The following is a 12,720-nucleotide window of genomic DNA, read 5'->3' as shown; positions in this document are numbered from 1 at the left end:
CGTTTGGCAAATTCGGGGCCGGGAGCAGCGTCGGCCGTTGAAAGTTGCTTTTGAAATTTCAGTACTTGAGACGTTGCCGGAGGGTGACGAATGTGGCACAAGCCGATCAATCAGGGAAAAAGAATGAGCGATCACATGACAGATTTCGCAGCCCGACGTCTTACAATGGTTGATACACAGATTCGACCTTCGGATGTTACAAAGTTTCCCATTATCGATGCGATGCTGGCTGTTGAGCGTGAGAAGTTCGTTCCGGGCTCACATCGGGAAGCGGCTTATGTCGGCGATTTGATTGAACTGGGCGATGGGAGTTGTCTGCTGGAACCGCGTACCCTGGCCAAAATGCTGGACGCGCTGAACATTTCCAACGATGAGGTGGTGTTGGATATCGCCCCTGCGCTTGGATATTCAACTGCCGTCGCGGCCCGGATGGCTCAACTGGTTGTTGGTGTCGAAGAGGATGAAACCCGCGCCACGGAAGCGCAAAGCAACCTGATGGAAGCTGAAGCTGACAATGCGATTATTCATACCGGCCCGCTCGAGCAGGGAGCTGCAGAACACGGGCCATATGATGTCATTATCATTCAGGGCGGTGTCGAGCGCTTGCCAGATGCGCTGCTTGATCAGCTGAAGGATAATGGCCGCATCGCATGCGTGTTCATGGAAGGCCAGTTAGGTACCGTGAGGATTGGTCGGAAGACAGCTGACCGGGTAACCTGGCGAGACGCCTTCAATGCAAGTGCGCCGGTACTACCGGCATTTTCCGCCGAGAGTGCATTTTCGCTATAGTCATTCAGCAGATTTTTCTGCTGCCTTGATTAGTTGAAAACAAAGGCGCAAACTACCTGCGAGGCAGGGTTATTTTGATTTGAGAGGAATTGGGTATGCGTGGAATGGCTAGAGGTAAGCTGGTCAAGGCTCTCGCATTGACAGCTGGTCTTGCTCTTAGCGCAATGCCGGTGCGATCGGTTTGGGCCGACAATCTGACAGATGCGTTTATTGGGGCTTACAACACTAGTGGCCTGCTGGAGCAAAACCGTGCTTTGCTGCGTGCAGCGGATGAAGATGTCGCAATCGCACTATCGGCATTGCGTCCAATCATCAACTGGACGGTTCGTGTCAGCCGGGATTACACGAAACGCCGTGTTGGTACCGTGGTAACCACGACTGAGCCATCAAACTTCTTTTCCGGATTGACGCTTAGCCAGCTGATCTATGATGGCGGCGCATCCGTTTTGGGCAAACAGTCGGCACAGGAAACGGTTCTGTCGACCCGCCAGTCTCTGATCGATATTGAGCAGCAGGTTCTTTTCCGCGCTGCGACCGCTTACTTGCGGGTTTTGCTTGAAGAAGAAACTGTCCAGATCCGTCAAAATAACGTCGATCTGTCCAGCGAAGAATTGCGCGCCACTCAGGATCGTTTTGAGGTTGGTGAGGTTACGCGTACTGACGTTGCACTGTCAGAATCGCAGCTGGCCAGCTCGCGTGCCGATCTGGCTGATGCCAAGGGTGCGCTCAGTACCGCACAGGCAGAGTATGTGAATGCGGTTGGCAAACTTCCTGGTCGCACGGCTGGTCAGCCCAGCCTGCCAAACCTGCCGCGCTCAGCGGCCGAGGCTCAGAATCTGGCGCAGCGCAACCATCCTTCCATTCTGTCCGCCCAACATCAGGTCCGTGCGCTGGATTTGATCGTTCAGCAACAGCGCGCAGGGTTGGGGCCGAATGTCAGCCTGAACGCTGATGCGGGTATTACCGAAACCTATGACAGTGACGATTACATCAATGACGCAACTGTCTCGCTGACCTTCAACCAGCCTATCTACGCTGGTGGACGTCTGGCCGCGGCTGTTCGGCGTGCCATGGCTACGCGTGATGCATCACGGGCCAATCTGTTGAATGTTCAGAAAAACATCACACAGGGCGTGACGGATGCCTATGTGCGTTTTGAAACGGCGACTGCAAGCCTGACTGCTTCGAACGAACGAGTGCGTGCCTCGCAGGTCGCTTTTGACGGGATTCGGGAAGAAGCAACCTTGGGTGCACGGACCACGCTGGACGTACTGACTGCGCAGCAGGATTTGCTGGACGCTCAGCTCGCACAGGTTGCGTCCCGTACCGAGCGTTCGCTGGCTGCTTATCAGCTGTTGCAGGCGCAGGGGCTTCTGACTGCAGAGCGTCTGGGGCTGGCGGTTCAAATCTATGATCCGACCCTCTACTATAATCTGGTCAAGAAAGCTCCAGCACAGGTCAGCAAGCAAAGCCGTGATCTGGATCGTGTCCTCAAAGCATTGCGTCGCGAATAAGCGGCGTTACTACCTGTTGTGAGGTCAGAATTGTTTGGCTACACTTGGTCCAAGGGCTAGAGCGGTAGAGAACAATGTCAGATAACACGATAAAAGCAGGGGTCGAGGACGTCCTGTCCTCGGTCAAACGTCTGGTCAGCGAAGAGGGCCGAAAGGTTCCCGATCTGGTTAAGGCTTCGGCTCCACGCAAACCCGGGCGTTTGGTTTTGACCGATGCCCTGCGAGTTGGCGATCATCCAAAGGTTGCAAGCGCAGAGGCTCCGCTGAAGCTTGAGGCTGAATATTCGGCCGATGCGATAATGCAAACGGATGAGGCTAAGCTTCAGCCTGCCAATGATCTTTCACAACCGATGAGACTACGGCCCTGTGACATCGTACAGCCAGGCGAGGGCGCCGAAGTCTCCGAGAGCCTTAAGAATGCTCAGCCTGCTCCGGATCAATCGACCGAAGCTAATGGAGAATCTGCTGATCTTGCAGACAGCCTGAGTGCCAAGATCGAAGCGTTGGAAGCTGCGATCGCCCGCACCGAAGATCAGTGGGAGCCGGATGGCGAAAGCGATGACGCTTATTCCGGAACACGTACGACATCCATGAATTGGAGCGAAGAGGTCGAATCTTCCGAGTCCTTTGAAGACGAAGATGATGCCGCCGAAGAGCTGGACGCAGCTGAAGACCCAGAATTTGTGACGGAAGAAGTTGATGTACCGGTCACATTTATCCGAGATCCAAGCTGGAATGTTCAGCCGGTTGCAGAAGAAGTGGATGAAGTTTCAGAGATTGATGCTCGGCTTATTGACGAGGCAGCTCTGCAGGATTTAGTCGCGCAAGTCGTCCGGCAGGAATTGCAGGGCGCGTTGGGTGAACGTATCACGCGTAACGTTCGCAAAATGGTAAGGCGCGAAATCAACCGTGCTCTGGCCGAGCAGGATCTGGAGTAACCGCTAGCTGCGCTGAGGTGTCTCGGCCAAAGAAAGCAACAAATCCAGGTCCATATGCGTCTCGAGATGGTCAGCAAGGTCATCAAGCGTTTGATCAACCCCGTCTTCATAGGCGATGTTTGAACTCACTCCCAGTTGCTTCAGATAGCTGGCGCGGAAAGAATCCGATGAGAATATTCCGTGCAGGTAGCTGCCGCGAATGCGTCCATTCGCGCTGGCTGCACCTTCGGGCCTGCCATCAATCTCCAACCATGCGCGTGTGCAGTCTGGGCCTTCGGTCCGGCCCATATGAATTTCGTAGCCACTGACCGACGCTCCGCCTTCCAATGCTTTGGCCTTGGTTAATGTTACGCGTTTCTGCCCGGCCATGACGGTGCTGACATCCAGTAAACCAAGACCATCAACGGTACCCGGACGTCCATCTACGCCATCCGGGTCCGAGATCGTCTTACCCAGCTCTGATAACCGCCGCACAGGCCCAACACGTGGCCACCGCGGCGCACATGCGCATACAGGTCGATGTCCCAACCCTGTTTTCGGAAGTAAGCCAAATCCCCAATCGTGGATTTACTGCCAGGTAGCAGCACCAGATTGGCGTCACCGGGCAGTGCACGGCCTGCGGGCACAATTTCAACACTAATGTCTGGCTCGGCTGACAGAGGATCAAGATCATCAAAATTGGCCATGCGCTCCAGTTGAGGAACGACTACCTTGCATTTTCCGCCTGTGTGAGAACGGATGTCCATCATGTCTTCTGCGGGCAGTTTCCAGGCGTCATGGAACCACGGAACAACGCCCAGACACGCCCAACCAGTTCGTGTCGCGATATCATCCCGGCCTTCGTCAAAAAGACTTACATCACCTTTGAACCGATTGATGGCAAAGCCGCGGATCATCGAAAGATCATTCTGCTCCAGAACTGCCTGAGTACCCACGATCTGGGCGATGACGCCGCCTCGGTGAATATCTCCAACCAGAACGACAGGTACTCCGGCCGCGCAAGCGAACCCCATATTGGCGATGTCCCCGTTGCGCAGATTGGTCTCTGCAGGACTGCCGGCCCCTTCGATCAGAACAAGGTCTGCGTCACTACAAAGCCTGTCAAAGCTCTGCAGTGCAGCGCCAAGTAGTTTGGATTTGTCTTTTCGATAGTCTCCGGCCTTCATGGTACCGGCACGCTGCCCTTGTACAATGATCTGAGCTCCGGTGTCCGTCTCGGGCTTCAACAGGATCGGATTCATATCGGTGTGCGTAGGGCGGTTGGCAGCGCGGGCCTGTAGCGCTTGCGCCCGTCCAATCTCGCCGCCGTTTTCTGTAACCGCTGCATTGTTGGACATGTTCTGCGGTTTGAAGGGGGCAACGCGCAGGCCGCGGCGCCAATAAGCACGGGCTAGCCCGGCCACCAGAACCGATTTCCCGACATTGCTGCCGGTGCCCTGAATCATGATTGCGCGTACCAATGGGTGCCTCCTGTGGATGGCAGCACATGACCTGAAATCAGTGATGGAGAAAAGTCCGGAATGGCACGCAGGCATTCCAAAACCGACAATGCTGCAATCATCCGGGCATCAAAAAAGCGCGCCGCAACAGCGGGCGCGCCTTTTTGAAAAACAGAAACAGGCTTTAGGCTGCTTCTGCCTGCTGAGCGGCGTTGCGCCGTTCGCTTTCTTCGCGCGACAGGGCAACCGAAGTACGAACACCGCGACCTACGAATTCCATCAGACCACCTACAACACGTTCGTTGGGGTCGATGCCGGCACAGGTCAGTACCTCGCGGCCATCGCGCGAGCGAGCCCAGCGAGCAATTTGTTCAGGTCCATTGCCATACTTCTTGTCGTCGGCGATGGCGTCGTCGAGCGCGGCCAGTACGACAGCCGCAAAAAGTTTCCGGGCACGGTTGCCTTGTTCATTGTTAAAGGCGGTGCCGTCAACGAAATCTCTCATCTCGTTTTCCTTGTTGTTCTTGCTCTTGCATTTTCGGCGTGACGGTTCTTATGACCTATTAGATGCGATTCGGATACACTTAAAATGCATAGTTGCGTTGCGTCATTTGCATGGCTTGCTGCATGTGCAGCACTAGGTGTCGTCGTCTTGTCAGGTGTGGTCCCGCCAGATATAGGGACGTCAACTGACGCATCAACCGTTTGTGAAGGAATTATGTAATGCCCAAGATCAATGGGAACGAAATTCGCCCCGGCAATGTGCTTGAGCATAACGATGGGCTGTGGGCTGCGGTCAAGGTCGATCATGTGAAACCCGGCAAGGGTGGGGCCTTTGCTCAGGTCGAGCTGCGCAACCTGCGCAATGGCTCGAAACTGAACGAACGCTTCCGTTCTGCCGATAAGGTCGAGCGCGTGCGCCTTGAGCAGAAGGATCAGCAATTCCTTTATGAAAACGACGGAATGCTGGTCTTTATGGATGCCGAAACTTACGAACAGATTGAATTGCCAGCAGATTTGTTGGGCGAGCGTCGCCCGTTCCTTCAGGATGGCATGACCATTGTGGTCGAGTTTTATGAAAGCGAAGCGCTGAACGCGACCCTGCCACAGAAGGTGACCTGCAAGATCGTTGAAACTGAGCCAGTCGTAAAAGGCCAGACTGCTGCGAACTCGTTCAAACCCGCTCTGTTGGATAATGGCGTAAAGGTTATGGTTCCTCCGTTCATCGGTCAGGACGAGATGATCATCGTGAACACCGAAACCATGGAATATTCTGAGCGCGCGTAACGTCGCGTTAAATACTATTGAGGAATTGGCCGTATCAGCAGTTGCTGAGCGGCCTTTTTCTTATCGGTTCGGATTTGCGTGGCGATACCGTTCTCGGTCAGGCCCGAATAACTCCAGCAACAACTCATATTTTATGCGGTTCGCGCTGACTTGCCTGTAAAAAGCAATAAGGAAAGAGGTCGGACCCTGAATGCGTGTTAAGCCGCTGGTTGCCGCTACAACGGTGCCCACATCTGTTTCGCCCTTCAACACCAGCCAACCGCCCAGCATCAGGACGCCAACGGTTCCGGCGCCGTTAATCACGCTAAGAAGGAACTTTGCTGACAGCTTCCAGATGAACATCCGTCGCCGTGTTTCAAATATCTTATCAAACTGGGCGTAGACTTCATTGGTGATCGCGTTGATCTGTTCTGTTGTCAGATGATCAGTGGCGCTGCGAAGAATGCGAACCCGCTCAGCCACAAAGATGTTCACTTTGCGTTGTGAGACCAGAACGATGATGATCTGAGGCACGATCATCGATAAGGCAATCAGCCCAAGCCCGGGTTGTGTGGATGAGATGTAGCCTATCACGCTGATCAGCGTACCGACCTGAACCACAGGGTCCGCGAAAGCTCCGCCAGCAAATTTCCCAAGCTCTTCCGCCTCAGCCGAGATTGCAGTTGTCATAGTGCCTTTGCGCAGGTTCTCACCGGCTTTGTCGACATCAACTGTTCGAGCCAGCAACCGTTGCCGGATAAGGCGTATGATGTCTTCACCCAGCGTACCTGCGCGATAGCCCAACACCCATTTCAGGGCGAGGCTCAACATTATGACCGCCATCATCCCTGCACCAAGCAAAAGCAGGTAGTCAGGTTTGGGATCTTTGGCGGTCAGGTGATTGACGATGTCACGTTGAAACTCGAGCGGGGCAGCAGCGAGCGCCGCAACCGCGAGTGATAGAACTATCAGTACAATTTGCCGCCCCGCGCTAACGCGCCAGATGGCCGAATATAGCTGCAACATGCACTTGCCCGGTCATACACCTGGTAGCAGTGTTAACCTGCTGGCAAGGATGGGCAATTGCACAAACGACTAGCGTGACAAAGACGTGCCGCAGCTGCAACAGGACTTAAACGTCAATCGTTTAGTCTGACGACCGCGTCTCCGGCTTGCATGTCGCCACTGGCGCGTCCGAATCTGAGATAGGCAATCGCTTTGTCACCGGATTGTGTGTATAGAACGCCGACTGCTTTTCCATCGGATAGAATTTCTGTACCAACCTGGGCGCTACCTTCGATGGATACCACACACAAGCCTTTGCGCAGCTCGGTCTTGTGCTTCATTCGGGCAGTCACCTCCTGTCCGACGTAACAGCCCTTCTTAAAGTCGACGCCATTGAGTGCCTCAAACCCAGCTTCAAGGATATACGTGTCTGGTGTCAGCTCCACACCTGTCTCAGGAATACAGTGCGCCACCCGGATCGAGTTCCAGTCTGTACCGTCGTCGCCCTCGGTCTGTGTTGTGTAGTTCCGCCAGCCAAGTTCCGGGTGGCGTGGGTCGGGCAGGGCGCCATCCGGTGCTGTCCCGGTTCCTCGTTGTACATGGAGGTCTGTGTTCTCGATCGCTACATCTGCGCGCAGCTTGTACATAGTCAACCGTCTGGCCAGGCCATCGGCCAGATCGTCAGCAACATCCAGAAGCACCGAACTGCCGTCACGCTTCAGAAAGAAGTCAGCAAGATACTTACCCTGAGGCGTCAGTATTGCGGCATAGACCAGCCCGTTCTGTAGCTGGTCGATGTTGTTGGTGACCAGCCCTTGCAGAAAGCTGTCAACATCCTTGCCGGTCAGGCGCAAAATGCGGCGGGTGGGCATGGGCAGGTCCTCGTCAATTCCATCAGCCCCGTGATATAGGAGATCACGCCGCCATGACCAGAGGTTACAAGCCGTGTCCGCCCCGATCAGTATCGTAATTCCAACTCTGAACGCCGGAGAGACTCTTGTGCCCACGTTAGAGGCTTTAATGGAAGGGCTGCATGCCGGCCTGATCCGTGAGCTGGTTGTCACGGATGGTGGGTCGACAGACCAGACACTGCAAATCGCTGAGGAGGCGGGCGCCAGAATTGTCTCGGGCGCACCTTCTCGTGGCGCGCAGTTGCGCCGTGGGTGTGAGCAGGCGAAGGGCGACTGGCTGTTGGTTCTGCACGCAGACACGGTATTGGAAACCGGGTGGAGCACCGAGGTTGAAACTCAGTTGCAAACAGGGCGACCAGCTACCTTTCGGTTGTTGTTTCGTGCAAAAGGACTTGGCGCACGTTGGGTGGCCGGATGGGCCAATATCCGCACGCGCCTGTTCGGGTTGCCTTATGGCGATCAGGGGCTTCTGGTCCCACGCCAGACATATATCTCAGCGGGTGGGTTTCCGGATCAGCCATTGATGGAGGATGTCGCATTGATACGCGCACTACCGCGTGTCACGCTTCTATCCTCGCGCGCCTTCACGAGCGCGGAACGCTATATTCGTCAGGGCTGGGTTCGGCGAGGGGCTCGGAATCTGTGGACATTGACCCGGTATTTTCTGGGGGCGGATCCTGAACAGTTGGCTCAGGCGTATCGGCGATAAGGCTCGCGCGCAACTCGACAACCGATTTGCCAAGACGGAATGGCGCAGCAAAGCTGACAAGACATAGCGCCACGATCTGCAATACCAGAATGTGCGCGTTATCCTGCAGATACTCCCATTCATCCTTCAGCTTGCCGACCTGCTCGACCAGATCATCATAGCTTTGTGCGAGGATAAGGTAGTCCCCGGCAATCGCGGGCACCTTGCGTCGCATATTGTCGATGGCTGCCTGTGTGGCCTCATCCAAGGATGTAAAAACCAGAAATTGTTCGATATCGAACGCATCCGCTGTGGCGGCCATGTCCCGCATGTCGTCCATTTCATCTTTAGCTTGACGACCGAAAAGGAAATGCAGCCCCTGCAGCGGAGCGACTTCGTTGGTTACGGCGATGAACAAAGGCAAATCAGCATTGCTTGCGGTTGAGGCTGACAGGAATTCGACCTTTTCACACAAGACCGCCGTATCAGGATCAAAGGCGGGATCGCAAAACCGCAACCTGAACCGTGCCGCATCGCGATCAAATGCCAGCGTCGCCGCATAGGCCACGTCGATCTGCCGGTCCAGACGCGAGCTGTCAGAGGTATAAAGCCCCGCCAGAACCGCCACCAGCGCACCAATGCCGCCCAGCACGACCCAGACCAGATCGGCCAGCTTCCACGCCCTGTGGCCCGCTGGCTTGCGAAACAGGAACGCGGTTCCGATCAGCCCCAACAGAAAGAACAGGATCAGCAGCGGAAGTTGGTTATCGGTCACAAAACTCATGGGCCTGAGTTTAAGTGGTCCCAACCATCACGCAACAGCGATCACGCGCAGTTGTAACGTCTTACGGGATGTTCATACTGCATGAAGGAGAGGGAGATTTTGATGACGAAAGAGATTGTACTGATCCACGGCGCCTTCGCTGGACCCTGGTGTATGAGGGATTATGCGGCCTTCTTCCGCGATCGGGGCTGGACGGTGCATACGCCTGCTCTGCGCTATCACGGCGGGGATCCCAAGGCCGAACCCGATTCGGGCCTCACCGATACTAGCGTGATCGACTATGCCGATGACATTGCTGATTTTGTGAAAGGTCTGGATAGCAAACCGGTCATTCTGGGCCACGCCATCGCAGGCGTTGTAGCGCAGCAAGTCGCCTCGCGCGGGTTGGCCAGTGCAATTGTTCTGATCAACCCCAACGCGCCGTGGGGCACGTTACCGGAAACCGACGACGAACGTGCCATCCCGCGTGCGTTGATGGAGGGTGGGGCGTTCTGGAAACAGCCGATGCGGGTCGAGTTCGACCTGATGGCCCCCTTCGCGCTTAACAAGATGCCCGAGGCGCAGCAGCATGCGGTGTTTGACCAGTTGGGGGCCGAAAGCGGTCGGGTGATGTTCGAGATGTTTTTCTGGATGTTCGATGATCACCACGCGATGAAGGTGGATATCGATAAGGTCGACTGCCCGGTGCTGATCGTCTCAGGCACCGAGGACCGGGCCGTGAACCCTGATACCTGCCGGGCTTTGGCGAAGCTGTATGGCGACCGCGCGACCTTCATGCCCGTTGAAGACCACGCGCATTTCCTGTTCATGGAGCCCGGCTGGGAAAAACCCGCCGCGCAGATCGTGGATTGGCTGGAGGAAAAGGTGGGCTAGACCGCCCACCGACGCGCCGCGTTACTTGCTGACCTGAAAGGTGCTCTGAGGCTTCCAGTGCATGCCGCCATCATCACCGCGTACACAGCGCAGCAGGCGCTCCTCGCGTGTGGTGATGGTCGATGTGACGGTATTGTCACCGGTCACGAGGATGAAGGAGTCCAGTGAATAGGCCATGCCCTCGTAATAGCAGAACCGGGTCTCGGCACCGTCCGGAATAGGGGATGCTGTGCTGAGTGTCTGTTGTGCCAGCACCGGCGATGCCAGGGCTGATAGAGCCAGACCGAACCAAAGTTTCTTCATTTCTGTCCTCCCGTTGGAAATCTGAAGTCGTTCAAATGGTTTTGACGCTCATGCCTCATGCATCGTTCTTGGATGACGGATTGAGGGTAAGTGTGAAGGAGATCAACGGGTTAGGCAAGGGGAGTGTTTGGAGGCTACTAAAGAACTTTCTTATGGTCGATCTCTAATGTGGACTTGAAACCAAGCGATTCCATCAAGTATCAATTTGGCAACCTAAGGAGTGCTACTAGTGAAAGAAGAATACCATAAGGTGATTAATTTTCTTCTAGGCTTTTTATTAACACTATTACTCTTATTGGTCCTTGGCGCATTGCATGTGAACTACCCTGATTTTACTTCACTTGAAGCGCATTGGGTGGGTCTTTCTTTGTTACCGCTATTGGCCTACTTGTGGTTTGGTGGCTACATAACAAGCGTAAACGCTTTCGGATTGGAGTTTCAAAACACTCTTAAATCTCCGATTGAAGACTCCTTGGATCTGTTTAGGACAGTTGAAAACGCAAGCGTTTTCTCAATCAAAGACGATTCAGTTGCTAGAAAGACAAGCCGCCTTGAACTGCAGCGAATGTCTTCTTCGAAAAAAAGAAAGATCAAAATCCTAAAGTTTGACACCACATATCATTACAATCCTAGTGATGTTGTCCTCTATCTTAAGTCTCTTCCTAACTTGCAGTTTCTAGAGGTAATGCACGCAGATCGGCACTTGGTTTCAATAGTTCCCTTGAGCAAAATTTTTTTAACAGAAGCTGATAGTGATTATCAAAGACCATACGTGACTGAAGAGACCTATCTATTAGACAGGGCGAAAGCATTCTTGGATTACGTTCACGCGTTTCAGGATTATCCTTTTGTCGATCCTGAAGTGGAAAAGCAATTTCCAGATGCGACCCTGAGAATCGATAAGTCACTATCGGTAAGGAATTTGCTGGAGTCTGTTCGTGTGCTAAATGCGCGTGTTGTGGCTGTCGAAAACGACGACCAAGAATGCTTGGGTGTAATTACACAGGAGCAGTTGTTTCGCTATTTTCTAGGTACAGTGATCGATTCCAAGTAATAGAACACTGTACTCTCACTGATCTAAACATCCAGCTCCTCCACAAACCGCGCGTTCTCCTGAATGTACTGGAATCGCAGTTCGGGTTTTTTGCCCATCAGGCGCTCGACCAGATCCCCGGTTTCGCCGGGTTCGTCCTCGTCGATAGTGACCCGGATCAATTTCCGGGATTTCGGGTCCATTGTGGTCTCTTTCAGGTCCTTGGCGTCCATCTCGCCCAGACCCTTGAAGCGGGAAACGTCGATCTTGCCCTTGCCGCCCAGACCTTTCTCAAGCCATTCGTCGCGTTCGGCCTCGTCCAGACAATAGACGCGCTTGGCCCCTTGGGTTAGGCGATACAAAGGCGGGCAGGCGAGGTAGAGGTGGCCCGCGTCGATCATCGGGCGCATCTGGGTGAAGAAGAACGTCATCAGCAGAGAAGCGATATGCGCCCCATCCACATCCGCGTCGGTCATGATGATGACCTTGTCATAGCGCAGATCGTCGACGTTGAACTTGGTGCCAAGCCCCACGCCCAGGGCTTGGGTCAGGTCGTTGATCTCGGCATTGGTGCCCAGTTTCGAACTGGCCGCACCCAGCACGTTCAGGATCTTGCCGCGTAGGGGCAGCAGGGCCTGTGTTTTGCGGTCGCGGCCCATTTTGGCCGATCCGCCCGCCGAGTCGCCCTCGACGATGAATAATTCCGTGCCGTCGCGTGTTGAACTAGAACAGTCCACCAGCTTGCCGGGGAGACGAAGTTTTTTAGTGGCGGACTTGCGTTGTGTTTCCTTCTCGGCCCGTCGGCGCAGGCGTTCCTCAGCCCGCAGGATGAGGAAGTCCAGAATGGCGCCGGCGGATTTCGTGTCCGCGGCCAGCCAGTTATCGAAATGGTCGCGGACCGAATTCTCAACCAGCCGCTGTGCCTCGACCGTGGCCAGACGGTCTTTGGTCTGGCCTACGAATTCCGGTTCACTGATGAAACACGAGACCAGCGCACAGCCGCCGGTCATCAGGTCATCACGGGTGATCTGCGCGGCCTTCTTGTTGTTGATCAACTCGCCATAGGCTTTGATCCCTTTGAGAACCGCAGCCCAGAAGCCCGCGACGTGCGTGCCGCCTTCGGGGGTGGGTACGGTATTACAGTAGGACTGGATGAACCCGTCGCGCGAAGGCGTCC

At 54.8% G+C, this 12,720-nt stretch carries 12 protein-coding genes and 1 pseudogene; 7 read left to right on the top strand and 6 right to left on the bottom strand.

Features of this window, described 5'->3' with window-relative positions; all coding sequences use genetic code 11:
- Positions 1–123 precede the first annotated feature (123 nt).
- From E1297_RS48245 to E1297_RS48235, 3 genes are all read left to right on the top strand, one after another.
- Entirely contained in the window at positions 124–789 is a 666-nt protein-coding gene (locus E1297_RS48245) for a protein-L-isoaspartate O-methyltransferase (RefSeq protein ID WP_209016446.1), read from the top strand.
- A 95-nt stretch (positions 790–884) separates the two neighbouring features.
- A complete protein-coding gene (locus E1297_RS48240) occupies positions 885–2,303 on the top strand; it encodes a TolC family outer membrane protein (protein WP_155151647.1) in 1,419 nt (472 codons plus the stop codon).
- Positions 2,304–2,377: 74 nt separating this feature from the next.
- A complete protein-coding gene (locus E1297_RS48235; protein ID WP_155151644.1) occupies positions 2,378–3,241 on the top strand; it encodes a hypothetical protein in 864 nt (287 codons plus the stop codon).
- A gap of 3 nt (positions 3,242–3,244) precedes the next feature.
- Here the strand turns inward: E1297_RS48235 and E1297_RS48230 are convergent.
- Both E1297_RS48230 and E1297_RS50675 read right to left on the bottom strand, forming a co-directional pair.
- Positions 3,245–4,686 (bottom strand): annotated as a pseudogene (locus E1297_RS48230) (cobyric acid synthase).
- A gap of 178 nt (positions 4,687–4,864) precedes the next feature.
- Positions 4,865–5,185, bottom strand: coding sequence for a DUF6280 family protein (locus E1297_RS50675; protein WP_155151640.1), 321 nt, complete (start codon positions 5,183–5,185; stop codon positions 4,865–4,867).
- Between the two features lie 218 nt (positions 5,186–5,403).
- Here E1297_RS50675 and efp point away from each other — a divergent pair, with 218 nt between their 5' ends.
- Positions 5,404–5,967: an elongation factor P gene (gene efp / locus E1297_RS48220; RefSeq protein ID WP_155151636.1), complete on the top strand. Its 564-nt coding sequence runs from the start codon at positions 5,404–5,406 to the stop codon at positions 5,965–5,967.
- Between the two features lie 60 nt (positions 5,968–6,027).
- On the opposite strand, the gene E1297_RS48215 is transcribed toward efp, so the two are convergent.
- Both E1297_RS48215 and E1297_RS48210 read right to left on the bottom strand, forming a co-directional pair.
- Positions 6,028–6,972: an ABC transporter transmembrane domain-containing protein gene (locus E1297_RS48215; RefSeq protein WP_155151633.1), complete on the bottom strand. Its 945-nt coding sequence runs from the start codon at positions 6,970–6,972 to the stop codon at positions 6,028–6,030.
- Between the two features lie 113 nt (positions 6,973–7,085).
- Positions 7,086–7,823 carry a folate-binding protein YgfZ gene (locus tag E1297_RS48210; protein WP_155151630.1) on the bottom strand — a complete coding sequence of 246 codons (738 nt, stop codon included), beginning with the start codon at positions 7,821–7,823 and terminating at the stop codon, positions 7,086–7,088.
- A gap of 73 nt (positions 7,824–7,896) precedes the next feature.
- On the opposite strand from E1297_RS48210, the gene E1297_RS48205 reads away from it, so the two are divergent.
- The gene (locus E1297_RS48205; RefSeq protein WP_368669877.1) at positions 7,897–8,571 is read left to right on the top strand and encodes a TIGR04283 family arsenosugar biosynthesis glycosyltransferase; all 675 of its coding nucleotides are present in this window, start codon (positions 7,897–7,899) and stop codon (positions 8,569–8,571) included.
- Positions 8,572–9,436: 865 nt separating this feature from the next.
- Positions 9,437–10,207 carry an alpha/beta hydrolase gene (locus E1297_RS48195; protein ID WP_155151627.1) on the top strand — a complete coding sequence of 257 codons (771 nt, stop codon included), beginning with the start codon at positions 9,437–9,439 and terminating at the stop codon, positions 10,205–10,207.
- Between the two features lie 21 nt (positions 10,208–10,228).
- On the opposite strand, the gene E1297_RS48190 is transcribed toward E1297_RS48195, so the two are convergent.
- Positions 10,229–10,510 (bottom strand): hypothetical protein, encoded by a 282-nt coding sequence (locus E1297_RS48190; RefSeq protein ID WP_155151624.1) that lies wholly within the window; start codon positions 10,508–10,510, stop codon positions 10,229–10,231.
- A 229-nt stretch (positions 10,511–10,739) separates the two neighbouring features.
- Between E1297_RS48190 and E1297_RS48185 the strand changes: the two genes are divergently transcribed.
- Entirely contained in the window at positions 10,740–11,564 is an 825-nt protein-coding gene (locus E1297_RS48185) for a hypothetical protein (RefSeq protein ID WP_155151621.1), read from the top strand.
- 23 nt (positions 11,565–11,587) lie between these two features.
- Here E1297_RS48185 and E1297_RS48180 read toward each other — a convergent pair.
- Positions 11,588–12,720: toprim domain-containing protein (locus E1297_RS48180; RefSeq protein WP_244328150.1), on the bottom strand; the 1,133-nt coding region annotated here is incomplete at its 5' end.

The organism is Roseibium sp. RKSG952 (assembly GCF_009711355.1).
Note: the sequence above shows the minus strand (reverse complement) of the source record. Positions and strands in the feature narration are given on the sequence as shown.

What these genes read in the sequence shown, in the direction of transcription:
- E1297_RS48235 (WP_155151644.1), top strand. Translation starts at nt 2,378, where the DNA reads ATGTCAGATAACACGATAAAAGCAGGGGTCGAGGACGTCCTGTCCTCG.
- E1297_RS48210 (WP_155151630.1), bottom strand. Translation starts at nt 7,823, where the DNA reads ATGCCCACCCGCCGCATTTTGCGCCTGACCGGCAAGGATGTTGACAGC.
- E1297_RS48195 (WP_155151627.1), top strand. Translation starts at nt 9,437, where the DNA reads ATGACGAAAGAGATTGTACTGATCCACGGCGCCTTCGCTGGACCCTGG.
- E1297_RS48190 (WP_155151624.1), bottom strand. Translation starts at nt 10,510, where the DNA reads ATGAAGAAACTTTGGTTCGGTCTGGCTCTATCAGCCCTGGCATCGCCG.
- efp (WP_155151636.1), top strand. Translation starts at nt 5,404, where the DNA reads ATGCCCAAGATCAATGGGAACGAAATTCGCCCCGGCAATGTGCTTGAG.
- E1297_RS48215 (WP_155151633.1), bottom strand. Translation starts at nt 6,972, where the DNA reads ATGTTGCAGCTATATTCGGCCATCTGGCGCGTTAGCGCGGGGCGGCAA.
- E1297_RS50675 (WP_155151640.1), bottom strand. Translation starts at nt 5,185, where the DNA reads ATGAGAGATTTCGTTGACGGCACCGCCTTTAACAATGAACAAGGCAAC.
- E1297_RS48240 (WP_155151647.1), top strand. Translation starts at nt 885, where the DNA reads ATGCGTGGAATGGCTAGAGGTAAGCTGGTCAAGGCTCTCGCATTGACA.
- E1297_RS48245 (WP_209016446.1), top strand. Translation starts at nt 124, where the DNA reads ATGAGCGATCACATGACAGATTTCGCAGCCCGACGTCTTACAATGGTT.